Raw genomic sequence first — 15,079 nt, 5'->3', positions numbered from 1 at the left:
GCGGTAACAATAAAGAGCTAAAGCAAAGGGAAACGATACCGTATGAAAATTTTACTCGCTGAAGACCAGGCTATGATCCGTGGTGCCTTAGTGGCACTGCTTACGTTGGCCAAAGGCCAATTGCCCCTCGCGCATTTAGCTAATGGCTTTGAAATTACAGAAGCTGAAGACGGTGAGCAAGCTTTAGCTTTGCTGAAAAAACAGTCTTTTGATTTATTACTCACCGACATAGAAATGCCGCATAAAACCGGACTTGATTTAAGCCAATGGCTACAATCACAATCCAGCACAACCAAAGTGATTATTCTAACCACCTTTGGCCGAGCCGGTTACATCAAACGCGCTTTAGAATATGGTGTAAATGGTTTTTTATTAAAAGATGCCCCATCAGATGAGTTAATTAATGCCATTATTAAAGTCATGTCAGGCAAGCGCGTGATTGACCCTGAGCTTGCGTTTGCCGCCATAGGTGAAATTGACCCGCTAAATGATAAAGAACGCCAAGCACTGCGATTAGCCAGCGAAGGTAAAGCCACCAGCGATATTGCCAAATTACTCTTTATTGCCGAAGGTACGGTACGTAATTACTTGTCTGAAGCAATCGCTAAACTCAATGCCAGCAATCGTATTGATGCTGCTCGAATTGCCAAACAAAAAGGTTGGTTATGAATTTAAGCTAATATCTTGATATTGCCTTAGATCTAATCTCTGCTAAGATAGTAAAACATATGTATATAATCACAGTACTATGAAATTGCTTAGCAAATTGAGTTAAGCATAACTTAGTGGAGTAAATAACGTTTGTTGCGTTTAGATTTAGTGCCCATCACCGAGCTAAAAGGTGTGGCTAAAAAAATGGCTGAAAGGCTGCATAAGCTAGGCATTAAAACAGTACAGGATGTGCTGTTTCATTTGCCACTGCGTTATGAAGATCGCACTCAAATCTACCCTATTAGCGCCCTATCATTTGGCGGCTACGGCACCATCGAAGCCGAAGTGCAGTCCACGCAAATTATTCAAGGTCGTCGCAGAATGCTTATCTGCAATGTGCGTGATGACACAGGACCAATGACATTACGGTTTTTTAATTTTTCGATGGCACAACGTAATGGTATGCAACAAGGCGCTATGATCCGCGCCTATGGTGAAATTCGTCGTGGTAATCATCATGCTGAAATTGTTCACCCTGAGTATAAAATTATCCAACCTGGTGATGAGAGTAACTTAAGCGAAACCTTAACCCCAATTTATCCGACAACGGAAGGGTTAAAACAGGCAAGTTGGATTAAGTTAACCGATCAAGCCCTATTAATGTTAAATCAAGGTGGCTTGCAAGAGCTTATTCCTGCCAACCTACAACCCAACAACCTGACACTGCCGCAAGCCCTAATGCTACTTCATCGACCGGATAAAAATGTCGATCCATTTATGCTTGAGCAAGGGCAACACCCTGCCCAGCAACGTTTAGTACAAGAAGAATTGCTCGCCCATAACTTAAGCATGTTACAACTAAGACAAAAATCACAGCGTGATGCCGCTATTTCAATCGCCGCAAGCGGGCAACTACTTAATCCATTTTTAAAAAACCTCCCTTTTAGGCCAACAGGTGCGCAACAGCGCGTTGTTGCTGAAATAAGCCAAGACTTACAGCAATCGCATCCTATGATGCGTTTAGTGCAAGGTGATGTAGGCTCAGGCAAAACATTAGTTGCTGCAATGGCCGCGCTGCAAGTCATAGAAAATGGTTATCAAGTGGCTATGATGGCACCCACTGAGTTATTAGCCGAACAGCATGCGATTAATTTCGCCCAATGGTTTGAACCTTTAGGGGTAAAAGTAGGTTGGTTAGCGGGTAAAATTAAAGGTAAGGCAAGAGTACAATCATTAGAAGATATCGCTTCGGGAGCGGCACAGATAGTCATTGGTACCCATGCAATATTTCAAGAGGCGGTTCACTTTCATAAACTGGCGTTAATCATCATAGATGAGCAACACAGATTTGGTGTTCATCAACGCTTGGGCTTACGCGAAAAAGGCGTTAGCCAGGGTTTTCATCCACATCAACTCATCATGACCGCCACCCCAATACCCAGAACGTTGGCCATGACAGCCTATGCAGATTTAGACACGTCAGTGATTGATGAGTTACCTCCAGGTAGAACACCCGTTACCACGGTAGCCGTATCCGATAGTCGTCGCAATGATGTAATAGAAAGAGTGAGGCAAGCCGCACTACAAGATAATCGTCAAGCTTACTGGGTATGCACCTTAATTGAAGAGTCTGAAGTATTAGAATGTCAGGCTGCTGAAGATACCGCGGCGGAACTGACTGAGGTATTACCAGAACTCACTATTGGCTTAGTACATGGGCGCATGAAAAGCGCTGAAAAACAACAGGTCATGGCAAAATTCAAAGCAGGTGAAATACAGCTGCTTGTTGCGACGACTGTGATTGAAGTAGGCGTTGATGTGCCTAATGCTAGCTTGATGATTATTGAAAACCCTGAACGTTTAGGGCTGGCTCAATTACACCAATTAAGGGGACGTGTTGGTCGTGGTGCGGTGGCAAGTCATTGCGTCATGTTATATAAAGCGCCATTGTCACACACTGCGACCAAGCGATTAGGTGTGCTACGTAATAGTAATGACGGCTTTGTTATTGCTCAAAAAGATTTAGAGATCAGAGGCCCTGGTGAAGTATTAGGTACCAAACAAACTGGGTTGGCAGAAATGAAAATTGCTGATTTAATCCGCGATCAACACCTGATCCCAAGCATTCAAAAGCTCGCTGTGCATGTTTATCAACAAGTGCCCGATAACGTCGACTTAATCATTGAGCGATGGCTGGGTGAACGACAACAATATGTGCAGGCATAAGATGATTTTTTATTTATATTTTAACCACCCTATGGACATGCAAGCGTAATCTTGCACAATGGAAACAGTATTTACTCTTTCTGTTCCGTATTATCAGCTTTAAACAGCTAAGGAATTACAATGCAGGTTAATAAAGAAGATAGAGCGACACCCGCGACTGAAGCTGAAACAAAACCAAATATGAATAACGCCATTATCGGCGGCGTTATCGTTGCACTGATAGTCGGTGCGGGTTACTTCTATATGAGTGGCGAAGACTCAGCTGAATTAGAACCGGCCATGCCAACACCTATTGAGTTACCAGAACCCGTGCCAATGAACCCTATCGAAGAGGTACCTATTGAAGAGTCGATTACAGATACTGATACAACTGATACATCAGTATCTGATATTGTGCCATTGGGTGGAGAGTCACAAGCCCCTAAAGTCGTTGCAGAACCCTTACCACCATTAGCGGAATCTGATGACTTTGTTGCCAAAAAAACCTTAGCTGTTGCCAATGGAATGAAAATTGAGCCGCTTATTTTGAAAAAAGATATGGCGCGTCAATTTGTGGTCTTTATTGATAACTTAGCTCAGGGTGAGTTGATCCGTAAAGCCAGCCCAATGCAGGGGCCCAGCAATAAGTTTTCGGTGAGTGAAATTACTAATAAAACTTACTTAAACCCAGATAGCTATCATCGCTATGATTTATACGCAGATTTTGTCTCTGGCTTGAACGATCAAGAACTTGCTGCGACTTATCGCGAACTTAAGCCATTATTTGAGGAAGCCTTTACAGAACTGGGTTATACCAATATGACTTTTGATGAACGCATGCAACAAGCTTTTAAAATGATTGCTGACGCCCCCATTGTTGAAGATCCTATTGAATTAACCTCAATATCGGTCAATTATCAGTACGTTGATGCGAATTTAGAAGCACTACCGAATGCACAAAAACTGCTTGTTCGAATGGGACCAGAAAACACCCGTAAAATTAAAAATGCCGTAAAACGATTACAACCTTTATTACCTCAATAGCCAGCCAACACTGTAACATTTGAGTAACCTATAAGAAGCAGCAGCGAAAAAACCTCTTTCCCTGCTGCTTTTTTATGCAAGCAAGACTGTTTAGCCCTTCATACTTTAGTGTAGAGTCAACCTGTCGATTTTTGATTGCCAGTGATCTCTCCTATTTTCACTCGCAAACAAAAATGCCTACTTAGATAAGGACGACTAGGCAACAAAGAAGCAATGTAGCGCAGTTAGCATTTGATATTTTATCATGGAGTGCTTGGACACCTGACTTTCCAACAAAAGAAAGTTGGTCGCTCTAGCAGAGATCAAATCAACAAACTGTACTCAATAACGTGTCGCCAGCGCTTTCTCAAATACCTGCAATGCAAAGACGCCGGTTCAGTCGACTAAGCAAAATGATGCTTACTGTCGCATTTGATTGCCAAGCAGAAGTGTCAACTCGCAGTATCTTTCGTCCCGCCACGGTGAGCTCAATCGCACTATTGGCTTGCTTGAAGATGTGGTAGCCAAACAACCTCTGTCCCCCATGGCCTTTAGCCAGTCCGTACATAATATTAGCAGTGGAATTTATGGCATATTAAGCACTAATAAAGATAAAGCCAAGCTAACCCATTTAAACGAATTAACTAATGATAAACTGGCGATTGATGCCTATGCCTGGATAGCCAAAGCACATTGAGTCTCTGGCAATGGAGAAATTCAAACCTGTGACAGTGACGCCGTCTGAAACCGAACCAGAAAAAGCTACGCAGTTACGTATCAGAGTATTTAAACTCTTACCGTTAAGCCTAATTGCTTAGCTTTAACAAAAATGCGACTCATTCGAGTCGCATTTTTCCTTAAACACAGACATGTTAAAGCATGTAATTAAACACGATATATCGCCGCTTTGGTTTGATACTCTTCAGTAATTGCTTTCATGCTGGTCACTCCATTAGCTAACTTAGCAATTTGCTCTGATAACAAGGTAACAGTGTTCATGTTGTCGCTCATTTCGCTGCCAATATGACTTAACTGCTTACCCTGCTGTTCTGTATCATCAGCAACATGACGGCTTAAGCTAGCAACTTGCTCAATTTGATTAGCTCGTTCCGCCAGTCCCGATGCAATAACGTTTGTATGGGCCACATTAGCCGTGGTACGTTGCTTGCCTTCATCCATTGACTCAACTGTTTTCAGCATACTGTTATTTAATCGACTTAATACTTTGGCAATTTCATCGGTTGACTGACTAGTTCGTTGTGCTAAAGCGCGCACTTCATCGGCAACCACAGCAAAACCACGGCCACTTTCACCCGCTCTTGCAGCTTCAATCGCCGCGTTTAATGCCAGCAAGTTAGTTTGCTCAGAAATACTGCGAATAGCTTGTAATAAGGTGGTGATGGCTGTGACATCTTTGGTTAAATCGGTTAAAGATTCGGTTACCTCTGTGGTATTACTTTCTAATAACTGCATGTCCTTCATGATCGACAATGCACTTTGTCTATCTTGCACGCTAGATGAAGCTGCTGTGTGTGCCTGCTCTGCTGATAATTTGCTGTTATCTGTAACCTGGTGAAAATACTGAATCACATTTTGCGCCGTTTGCGAAATTGAATGAGCCTGATGCTGCTGATGATTCATAGCCTCTTGAGTATGTTCGCTTAACATCAGTAATTGATCTGACGTCTTAGTCATCTTCGCGGCAATATCATGGTAATCACTGAACAACTGACTCAGCTCTTCCAACATCAAATTAAATGCACTCTCTGCTGAAGTCGTAGCAGGGCTCAGCCTAATAGATAAGTCTTTATTAGCCGAAATTTGCTCAATAGCATCGGCGATGCGTATATTCGCCGATGAGTCTTCACGCATGAAGAGTGATATTTTAATTAAAATCATCGTTTCAACAGCAGCAAATAAAGCATGGACAAACATAATGCTCCAATTACAATCGCCGGCAAAAATCATTATAGGCGTATCAAAAAAACTACCACCTGAAAGCTGAATATAGGTAAATAGCACGTGATGGGCGGCAACAGTTAATAAAGAGGCTAACAAAGGCTGCCAACGCTGATAAATCAAAAAAATAGCCATAGAAGCAAAGATATGAAAATGCATTTCAATCATACCCATTTGGCTTTGTACTAATAGCGCAGATACCGTCATCATGATTACTGCTGCAACAATACCAAATAATGGCGTACCTTTAAGCATGCTGTAACTGGCCTGAACTAACACTGCGATAGCAACCGCTGAAACACCAGTAAACATGAGCATTTTCGCCCCAAAAAAACCACTCAAAATAAGTAACGGTGCTTGCATTAATAATATTCGGTATACATATGCATCATTTTTTAATAATCGTTCAATGGCTTGCGATTCAATCATAGCGATCCTTTATTTCGATGTTATATATTGTCTTAATTCAGCTAACATCTTGTCGGTCGAAAGTTGTTTGGCTGTGTAAATACGAGCAATATGTCCATTCGGTGCAATTAAATATAGATTACCTACGTGATTATTAGTAGGTGAATACGCATGAATATTTTCAGACAAATGCTGGGAAAACCTCAATAGATCAGATTCTGCCAGCGCGGCACTGACAAATCTAGCTGACTGGGCATCAATCATTTGCTGTCGAATTGCTGGAGTATCATTATCTGGGTCAATAGTAATAAACATAAATACTATATCTGCTTGGCCCAATTCAGTATCTTGGGCAATGGCATTTTCAAGCTGATGTAATTGCTGAATGCGTATTGGACAGATTTCTGAACAAGACAAAAATCCAGCAAACAAATAAGTGAACTGACCAGAATTAGCAGGAAAAATATGCGTATTAAGCTTAGTGTCTTGCCATTGAAAATTTAAGGGTGCTAAATTTTCAGCATTAATACCATATCGGCTTTGGCCATCTGTGCTGGTAATGAGTTGTACTGCAATCATTAATAGAGGCACTAAAAATAGTGCGGTAACAATAAAGCCAACTGCCGACCATTTTTGCGTTTTTGTCATTCACCTCACCGCTTAGCGAAATAATATATCTGTTTAAAAGTTAATACATTATCATAAAAAATGCCCATGATTGAGTATATTCAATCATGGGCATTTACGGGATTTTTTTAATAAGTAATCGAATAATTACAATGATATTGCTTTTAACGCTTGCTTTGCATTTGTCATTGCTGATGCGGCAATATCTGCGCCCATGTTTAACCCTTCAGCATAAATAACTTCTACATCTGTAATGCCAATAAACGCTAATACTGTGGTTAAATAAGGCACGACATGGTTACTGCCAGCATCTTTATGCATACCGCCACTGGAAGCCACAATCACGGCTTTTTTGCCGGTTAACAATCCCTGTGGTCCTTTATCTGTATAGGTAAATGTCACACCTGCTCTAGCAATAAAATCAATCCAAGCTTTAAGTTGCGTAGGGATCATAAAGTTATACATAGGAGCAGCTAATACTATGGTGTCATTGTGCTGGAGCTCAGCGACTAATTTATCAGATAACGCTAAGGCATCGAGTTGACGCGAAGATAAATTATCGCCACCACGTAAACCATTTGCCAGTTCGCCATCTAATACAGGTACTGGGTCTAGTGCCAAATCGCGGGTAGTGATTGCTGCACCTTTATCTTTAAATAACATTGCCAAGTCATCTAATAATACTGATGATTGTGAATGCTCGCCTAAAATACTCGATTTCAACATTAATACTTTGTTCATGATTATTCCTTAAAGTCGTGTCGTCATCTTCAGCACTGGACCCCTGTACGTTCAAACACGTTGAATCGCTGCCTTGATGGAATAACAACAGTATACTTACTAATAAATGGAATAATAGCGGAATAAATCGACACTAACGTTCTAAAAAATAGAATAAAAACCTATTTAGCAAAAGGTAAAGATACATAAACGCCGCAAAAACGAGCGCATAATACATCCTGACACCAGAGTTCAACCGTAAGCTCGGCTTTAACTCGCCGCCCTCGTGCCAGCGGTGACAAGTCTAATGCAGGCCAAATCACTCTCGCGGTAGGCTGTTGACGCACTGGCGCAATATATTTCACCTGCGCATCAGCAAGCACAATGTCACCCGTGACCGAGGCCAACTGCTGTTGCAGCCATACCATGCCCCAACCCGTTAAGGTCATCAAAGTATAAATACTGCCGGCAAACATGGTTTGATGAAGGTTAATATTGGGTGCTAACGGTGCTGTGGTTATTAGCTCACTGATTTTAGATAAAGGCACCTCAGCATGGGAAGCTGCAGGTTCAATATTTGTTGGTAAATTAATCGCATCAGTAAATGACAACACCTCAATTTGCATAAACTGACTGAGCGGAATGGTTTGATACCAGGTGCTCACCAGTTCTTCTATTAGCGGTTGATGCTGAGTCATACTTTATACCTGTAAACTGAAGGTCACTGGGCCATCGTTAATCAAGGATACTTGCATATCAGCACCAAAACGTCCTGTTTGAGTGTCAAGCCCAAGCTCACCACAGTATGCGACAAACGCTTCATATAACGTATTGGCTTGTTCAGGGGTCGCCGCACCAGAAAAACTGGGACGTAAGCCTTTGCCTGTATCTGCTGCCAAAGTGAACTGAGAAACCACCAGCAATTGGCCGCCAACCTGGGATATATTCAAATTCATTTTGCCATTTTCATCGCTAAACACTCGATACTTACTGATCTTGGTGGCCAACTTTTGCATTTTCTCAATGTCATCTTCACGCTCAACACCTAGCAACACCAACAAGCCTTGATTAATCTCGCCAGTTGTTTCATCTGCCACAGTCACTTTGGCATGTTTAACCCTTTGTATCAGTCCAATCATAATGTAATTTCACTCCTTAAAAACGGCTTATAACAGGTATAAATTGGCTGTTCTGCGTTGACTCATATTCGTTATCGTTTAACAAATACTTGCGATACCTTGCATCACTGCACGCAGCATCTTCATATCACTCAAACTATGGTATCCGGACTTTACATGCTCTACCGTTAAATAATGGTGTTGGGCCTTTTGTAAGAAATCCGTCAGTAAATGAGCAGGACACACCCAATCTAACTCGCCTTGAATTAAATGAGTTTTTGCAGAAACTCGCCGCGCTATTTGCTCAAACAACTCAGGTGCAGAAAAATAATGATGCATGGCATGGTGGTGTTCAATATGAGCGATTGAAGTGAGTTCAGGCCCTGTCCCCATAACATGAACTAGCATTGGCGAAGCCAAAGTTTGCTCCCACTGATTCCATGCCCAAATAGCGTGTTGTCTTTGTTGCGGGTCTGCTGAGTGTAACAATGTGTCATAAGCAGATAATAACTGTGCTGTATCTTCAATCTGAGCATCTTCTGTTTGTGCATCCGCTGCAGGCTTGAATGCTTGATAAGCATCGATAAAAAATTGTGCCGCGCCATTAGGGCCATATAACCAATCACGTGCTGCTGTATTAGCTAAAAACAAGCCCCAATACACTTGCTCACTTACCCTAGCAGGATATAATCCACTGTATAACCACCCTAGTGTCGCACCATAAGACCCACCCACGATGGCCCATTTTTCGATAGCAAAATACTGTCGCACAACCTCAATATCGTCAATTAAAGCGGGTAAAGTATTAGTACTTAAATCACCACCTTGTGAGCGGCCGCATCCTCGTTGATCAATAAAAAATACGTGTAAGTCTAGGTATTCAAACAAAGTCACGTCACTGGCATGACAACCTGCACCAGGGCCACCATGTAAATACAGCACAGGTTTAGCGCCTAGGCGGCCATATTGCGACACCGAAAGCGTGACACCCTCGCCAACATCAACCATTGCATGGCGAATAAACGCTAAGCTCAAGACGTTGACTTAATCTTTTTGTCAGTCGTTTGCGATGACTGATTTGAATGAGATGACTGAGTTGCCGAACTCTCATCTTCATCGGATGGTTCCAAAATATCTTTTTTAACCACTGAATGAACGCTAGAGTTATTGTCAGCAGCAGGCTTATCATCCAGCTCTGGGATCATTTGATGCAGTAATTGAGCAACATGCTGATCTAAATATTCAGGTAATGAAGCGGTAATAACCGCACCCAATAACACTATAATCCAAGAGATATAAACCCAAACAAACAAAATAGGGATAACCGCGAGCGCACCATAAATGGCCTCATAGCTAGGAAATTGAGTAACATAAAAAGCAAAACCTTTTTTACCTGCCTCAAACAATACCGCTGCCACTATAGCGCCCAAAAGCGCATGCAAAAAATGCACTTTTTTATAGGGCACAACCATATACAGCAGCAAAATAGAGGCAACAGAAAATATCATCGGTAACTGTGCCATAAGCCAGGGTAAAAAACCTGAAAGCTCGGTATCGCTCAATAGCTCCAAAGAGGCAAGATAGGAAGAAGCCACAATACTGGCCCCCATTAGCACAGGGCCTAAGGTCAGCACCATCCAATACATAGAAAAAGACACCACATAAGAGCGCTTTTCTGTGACCCGCCAAATACTATTCAACGACTTATCAATGGCAGAAATCAGCATAATGGCAACAAAGACTAAGGCTATAATCCCTACAAAGGTCCCTTTAGAAGCATTACTGACAAACTCATTAATGTAAACTTGTACTGTATCTCCGGCTGCGGGCAAAAAGTTCTGATACATAAACCCTTCGATATGCTCTCTAATGCCCTCAAACACCGGAAAAGCCGACAACATCGACATAGTCACCGCGACCATAGGCACCAGTGATAATAACGTTACATAGGTTAAATGCCCGGCGCGAATATTAATTTGGTCTTCATCAAGCCGATGCTTGAGATGTAATAAGAATTCCCAACTCCCAATAAAAAACTTCTTTAGGGATGCCATAGTGATACGACTGGCCATATTTATCCTTATTCAACAAACGATAGGTAAGATATTCATTGTAATCACCTTTCAACTTCGTACAATGTTATAACAAATGAGACGCAAACCAAAGGAACGAATTTATGTCACAACAAGGATCTGCTGGCAATGTATTAGCCGCTGTCGCGAGTTTATTTTTCCCTGGACTGGGACAATTATTACAAGGTCGATTTTTAGCTGCTATCGCTTTCTTTTGCATTGTAGGTACTGGATACTTTTTTGGGGTACTCATTGTACCCGCTATCATAGGCGCAATATTTCATTTATGGGCCATTATTGATGCTGCAAAGTTTAAGTCTGCTGCGTAACAATCAATAAGAGAAACAATAAGAGAAACCAAATGAAAACCTCAAAAATAATTAACATCGGACTTGCTTTAACGTTAGCAGCAAGCACCCTTTCATTAGGTGGTTGTCAAAGTGCTTATTATGGCGCGATGGAAAAAGTCGGCTATCACAAGCGTGATATTATGGTCGACCGCGTGCAAGATGCAAAAGAGTCACAGGAAGAAGCGCAAGAGCAATTTAGTTCTGCATTAGCTGAAATGCAGGCATTACTGGCATTTGATGGCGGCGATTTAGAAAAAGCCTATAACAAAGCTAAAGACGAATATGAGTCAGCGCAGGCTGCCGCTGATGATGTGAGTAATCGTATAGATAAAGTAGAAGATGTGGCTGAAGCATTATTTGAAGAATGGCAATCTGAAATAGATGAAATCAGCAAGGCCAGTTTACGTCGTAACAGCACTAGCAAACTGAAAGAGACTCAGCGTTCATACAACTCTTTAGTGAAAAGTATGCGCAGAGCTGAAGCTAAAATGCCGCCAATTTTAACTGCGATGAAAGATAATATGCTGTATTTAAAACACAACCTTAATGCGCAGGCTATTGGCGCAATTAAAGGCGAATTCAGCAGCCTACAGACTGACATTTCAAGCTTGATTAAAGAGATGAACAAGTCGATTGCTGAATCTAATGCGTTTATTAAATCAATGGAAACAGCTAGCTAAACAACCTCAGCTCTGGATAATATAATTTTATTTAACAGCTGCTTATTGTCTGACGCTGACTAAAATGCCGTATTACTATTAGCAGTAATACGGCATTTTAGTCATGTATGTCTACTGATCTAACGGCAACATAGTGCGGCTAAACACCGGCTTTAACACCACCGTTGAATGAACTTGAGCAACATTATCAATGTTATTGATATTTTGTTTAATCAAACATTCTAAACTCAACAAATCTTTCGCGACAATTTTAAGCATGTAATCATATTCACCAGTGATCACAGCACATTCCATCACTTGCTTCAGCTTAGTCATCTCTAATTCAAACTTATCCGCTTTAATGCTGGTGCAATCAGCCAATCGAACATAGATAAACGCACTGATATTAAGATCGAGTTTTTGCGGATCTAGCTGGGCTTGATAGCCAATAATCACTTTATCTTGTTCCAGCTTTTTCACTCTGCGTAAACAAGGGGTATCAGACATATTCATTTTATCAGCTAAGTCGGCTATTGAAATACGGCCCTGATGCTGCAAAATATCAAGTAACTTTAAGTCTTTTTTATCCATTGTATAGCCTATTATCTTTAAAACTGTTTCTAACAGCCATTAACTTGAACCACAATTATAGGAGCCTCTCCCACCACTTGCGGTTGAGAATAACGCACTTCAGATTTATTTGCCGCATAATCTGCATTGGGCCTAATATGTAATCCAGCTACTTGCCCAGCAGCACTAAAGGTGGTGATGATAAATTCACCACGACGGGATCAACTAAGGTAGAACCATTAACTGATTGAGTTAAGTTTGGCTAGCTATCACAAAAAACAGCATCTTGCGCAATAGATATTTGATCTTTGCCATTATGCTTGGCTTTGTACATGGCAATATCTGCTCGGTGAATCAAGCTATCTGTATCCACATCATCTCCATGACACAATGCCACCCCAATACAAGCACCTACAAACAAAGTATGCCCCTCTAATTCATAAGGTAACTTTATAATATCCAATACTTTATTGGCAACAAAGTTAGCGGTTTGCGCCTGGTCTTTGTTGGGTAACAATACAATAAACTCATCGCCGCCGTAGCGGGCAATAATATCACCATGAAACAGATCTCGGCTGACTCTCTTAGCCACCTCATTAAGTAATAAGTCACCAATGCCATGCCCATAGTTATCATTGATCAACTTAAAACCATCAAGATCGATAAATAATAATGAAAAGTGACGCTTTTCGGATAATAAGTTTTGGATCATATCTCTAATCGCCATGCGGTTAGGTAACCCTGTGACCATATCATGATTAGCCAAGTGCAGCGCTTTTGTCTGGGCTTGTGCCAAATCTGCTGTTCTATCAGCTACGCGACGCTCTAACTCATAGCGACTTTTTTTAATCTCTTCAGACATATGGTTAAAACTTTCAAAAAGCTGCACAAACTCTTTGGTTGTTAATCGCGATAAAGGCAGTTTTTTTAAGGTGTTAGGGGCAAAGGTTAAACCATTAGTAGTATCAATTAATAACGCAATCGGACGCGTAATTAACCCAGAGATCCACCACGAAATGACAACGCAAACAATAAAGGCACTAATTGCTAGCGTTAAAATAATGCCGGCTTGTTCATCTGCACGGGCTAATAATTCACTTTTTGGCTGGGGGATCATCACCCCCCATCCTGTGCTCGGTACCACGGTATAGCCGGCTATCATGTCAACCTTTGCCGCCGGAGAATAAAACGCCATAACGCCTGAACCACCCATCATCATATTTTGCACTACACTGATGGCGCTGATGTCTTTACTTTCTTGTTGCCATAACTTATTCGGATGGGCTAATACATTACCTTGTTGATCAACAATAGCAGCATGCCCGCCTTGACCAAATTTAACCGCTGATTGTAATTGTTCGATATAGCTAGAGTGCATAGTGGCGAGCCATATGCGTTTATCATCACTTTGGCGGATCATATATAAGGTCGGCTTGGTAACCCCTTTTTTATGGATTGGGGTGAAGCGGCTACGATTAATATCAGTTAAATTAAATGGGTTTAATGAAGAGGTTAACGAGGTAGGCTGTGAGTTTTCAGGACCAAAAATAACCGCTTGTAATTTGCCATGCTGATCAAATTCACCTAATGAAATAACATCGACATACTGCATCAACTGAATAAATTCTGTTGCTAAGGTTTGCGATACCACTGAATCACTCGCACGAGTAAAAATAGCTAAAGCATCAATGGCATAGCGCTCTAATGCCTGAGAAATATTTTTGGCTAGTAGTAAATGCTTTTCTTCTACCGTCCGATATTCATCTTCAAATACATTATGATTCGACCATACCGCCATAGAAATAATCGGCACTAGCGAGACTAGCACCATCACTAATAATAACGAGCATCTAAAAGATAGTTTCATTAATAACTTGCTCTCATTTAACCCAGCTCCATGTAAGCGAAAAGTCCATTAGCCAAACACAAAAATGAAACACCTTATTCACAAACGCTACAAAATGCAACTAGGCTTAATAAGAGCTTAAAGTTGCGCACTAAAGAAAACTCAATGTAATTAAATGGTATCCAATAAAAAACCTTCTATTGCTAGAAGGTTTTTAAAAAATTAACCCACCTTTTAGCGGTAAGTTTTATGCATACCAAGCTGGAATATTAGCTTCATAATCGGTGATGCTTTGCTCAAACGACAAGGTTAATCCTATGGCATCTAAACCATTTAGCAATTTATGACGCGCTGATTCAGTAAGACTAAAACTAAACACAGCACCTGTTGGTGAGGTAACTTGCAGCGCTTGTAAATCGACAGTAATTTCAGCACCTTCTTTGGCTGCGACTTCATTCATTAATTGCTGCACTTGATCAGCCGCTAATTTTACCGGTAACAAACCATTGTTAATTGAGTTGCCGTAAAAAATATCAGCAAAGCTAGGCGCAATAATTACCCGTAAACCAAAGTCCGCTAATGCCCAAGGAGCATGTTCACGACTTGAGCCACAACCAAAGTTTTCTTGGGTGAGTAAAATTGAGGCGCCCTTATAACGCGGATGATTTAACACAAAATCAGGGTTGGGCTTATCGCCTGCATCGTCTAAATAACGCCAATCGTGAAATAAATGAACCCCAAAACCGTCTCGGGTTACTTTAGACAAAAATTGCTTTGGAATAATTTGGTCGGTATCAATATTGGCACTATCAATGGTTACCGCTAAACCGGTATGGGCAGTAAATGCTTGCATGTTTCTCTCCTTTATCGG

The 15,079-nt window shown here is 41.3% G+C and carries 15 protein-coding genes and 1 pseudogene; 6 read left to right on the top strand and 10 right to left on the bottom strand.

Annotation, left to right across the window (positions count from 1 at the left end; translation table 11 throughout):
* The first annotated feature begins 42 nt into the window (after window positions 1–42).
* The 4 genes and pseudogenes from ACRWQN_RS03035 to ACRWQN_RS03020 all read left to right on the top strand — a co-directional run bounded on the left by ACRWQN_RS03035 (window position 43) and on the right by ACRWQN_RS03020 (window position 4,576).
* Window positions 43–669, top strand: a complete 627-nt coding sequence (locus ACRWQN_RS03035; RefSeq protein WP_434927916.1) for a response regulator transcription factor — start codon at window positions 43–45, stop codon at window positions 667–669.
* 132 nt (window positions 670–801) lie between these two features.
* Window positions 802–2,877: an ATP-dependent DNA helicase RecG gene (gene recG, locus ACRWQN_RS03030; protein WP_434939727.1), complete on the top strand. Its 2,076-nt coding sequence runs from the start codon at window positions 802–804 to the stop codon at window positions 2,875–2,877.
* Between the two features lie 120 nt (window positions 2,878–2,997).
* Window positions 2,998–3,900 (top strand): DUF3014 domain-containing protein, encoded by a 903-nt coding sequence (locus tag ACRWQN_RS03025; protein ID WP_434927915.1) that lies wholly within the window; start codon window positions 2,998–3,000, stop codon window positions 3,898–3,900.
* A gap of 359 nt (window positions 3,901–4,259) precedes the next feature.
* A pseudogene (locus ACRWQN_RS03020) lies at window positions 4,260–4,576 on the top strand (beta-ketoacyl synthase chain length factor).
* Window positions 4,577–4,764: 188 nt separating this feature from the next.
* Here ACRWQN_RS03020 and ACRWQN_RS03015 read toward each other — a convergent pair.
* The 7 genes from ACRWQN_RS03015 to ACRWQN_RS02985 all read right to left on the bottom strand — a co-directional run bounded on the left by ACRWQN_RS03015 (window position 4,765) and on the right by ACRWQN_RS02985 (window position 10,783).
* Window positions 4,765–6,267, bottom strand: coding sequence for a methyl-accepting chemotaxis protein (locus ACRWQN_RS03015; protein ID WP_434939726.1), 1,503 nt, complete (start codon window positions 6,265–6,267; stop codon window positions 4,765–4,767).
* 9 nt (window positions 6,268–6,276) lie between these two features.
* Window positions 6,277–6,894 carry an SCO family protein gene (locus tag ACRWQN_RS03010; RefSeq protein ID WP_434939725.1) on the bottom strand — a complete coding sequence of 206 codons (618 nt, stop codon included), beginning with the start codon at window positions 6,892–6,894 and terminating at the stop codon, window positions 6,277–6,279.
* 126 nt (window positions 6,895–7,020) lie between these two features.
* Window positions 7,021–7,614 carry an FMN-dependent NADH-azoreductase gene (locus ACRWQN_RS03005; protein WP_434927911.1) on the bottom strand — a complete coding sequence of 198 codons (594 nt, stop codon included), beginning with the start codon at window positions 7,612–7,614 and terminating at the stop codon, window positions 7,021–7,023.
* A gap of 161 nt (window positions 7,615–7,775) precedes the next feature.
* Entirely contained in the window at window positions 7,776–8,291 is a 516-nt protein-coding gene (locus ACRWQN_RS03000) for a thioesterase domain-containing protein (RefSeq protein WP_434939724.1), read from the bottom strand.
* Between the two features lie 3 nt (window positions 8,292–8,294).
* Window positions 8,295–8,732: a D-aminoacyl-tRNA deacylase gene (gene dtd, locus ACRWQN_RS02995; RefSeq protein ID WP_434939723.1), complete on the bottom strand. Its 438-nt coding sequence runs from the start codon at window positions 8,730–8,732 to the stop codon at window positions 8,295–8,297.
* A gap of 78 nt (window positions 8,733–8,810) precedes the next feature.
* The gene (locus ACRWQN_RS02990; protein ID WP_434939722.1) at window positions 8,811–9,746 is read right to left on the bottom strand and encodes an alpha/beta fold hydrolase; all 936 of its coding nucleotides are present in this window, start codon (window positions 9,744–9,746) and stop codon (window positions 8,811–8,813) included.
* Entirely contained in the window at window positions 9,743–10,783 is a 1,041-nt protein-coding gene (locus tag ACRWQN_RS02985; RefSeq protein WP_434939721.1) for a virulence factor BrkB family protein, read from the bottom strand. The genes ACRWQN_RS02990 and ACRWQN_RS02985 overlap by 4 nt, the downstream gene beginning before the upstream one ends.
* Window positions 10,784–10,887: 104 nt before the next feature.
* On the opposite strand from ACRWQN_RS02985, the gene ACRWQN_RS02980 reads away from it, so the two are divergent.
* Both ACRWQN_RS02980 and ACRWQN_RS02975 read left to right on the top strand, forming a co-directional pair.
* Window positions 10,888–11,112, top strand: a complete 225-nt coding sequence (locus tag ACRWQN_RS02980) for a hypothetical protein (RefSeq protein WP_226411773.1) — start codon at window positions 10,888–10,890, stop codon at window positions 11,110–11,112.
* Between the two features lie 32 nt (window positions 11,113–11,144).
* Window positions 11,145–11,813 (top strand): DUF2959 domain-containing protein, encoded by a 669-nt coding sequence (locus ACRWQN_RS02975; RefSeq protein WP_434927904.1) that lies wholly within the window; start codon window positions 11,145–11,147, stop codon window positions 11,811–11,813.
* Window positions 11,814–11,924: 111 nt separating this feature from the next.
* Here the strand turns inward: ACRWQN_RS02975 and ACRWQN_RS02970 are convergent, their stop codons facing one another.
* The 3 genes from ACRWQN_RS02970 to leuD form a co-directional block, all read right to left on the bottom strand.
* The gene (locus ACRWQN_RS02970; RefSeq protein WP_434939720.1) at window positions 11,925–12,383 is read right to left on the bottom strand and encodes an Lrp/AsnC family transcriptional regulator; all 459 of its coding nucleotides are present in this window, start codon (window positions 12,381–12,383) and stop codon (window positions 11,925–11,927) included.
* Between the two features lie 241 nt (window positions 12,384–12,624).
* Window positions 12,625–14,229, bottom strand: a complete 1,605-nt coding sequence (locus ACRWQN_RS02965; RefSeq protein ID WP_434939719.1) for a diguanylate cyclase domain-containing protein — start codon at window positions 14,227–14,229, stop codon at window positions 12,625–12,627.
* Between the two features lie 226 nt (window positions 14,230–14,455).
* Window positions 14,456–15,061, bottom strand: coding sequence for a 3-isopropylmalate dehydratase small subunit (gene leuD, locus ACRWQN_RS02960; RefSeq protein ID WP_434939718.1), 606 nt, complete (start codon window positions 15,059–15,061; stop codon window positions 14,456–14,458).
* Window positions 15,062–15,079: the final 18 nt, after the last annotated feature.

The organism is Shewanella sp. HL-SH8, from assembly GCF_051165765.1.
GTDB lineage: Bacteria > Pseudomonadota > Gammaproteobacteria > Enterobacterales > Shewanellaceae > Shewanella > Shewanella glacialimarina.
This window is presented reverse-complemented; position numbering and strand designations above follow the sequence as displayed.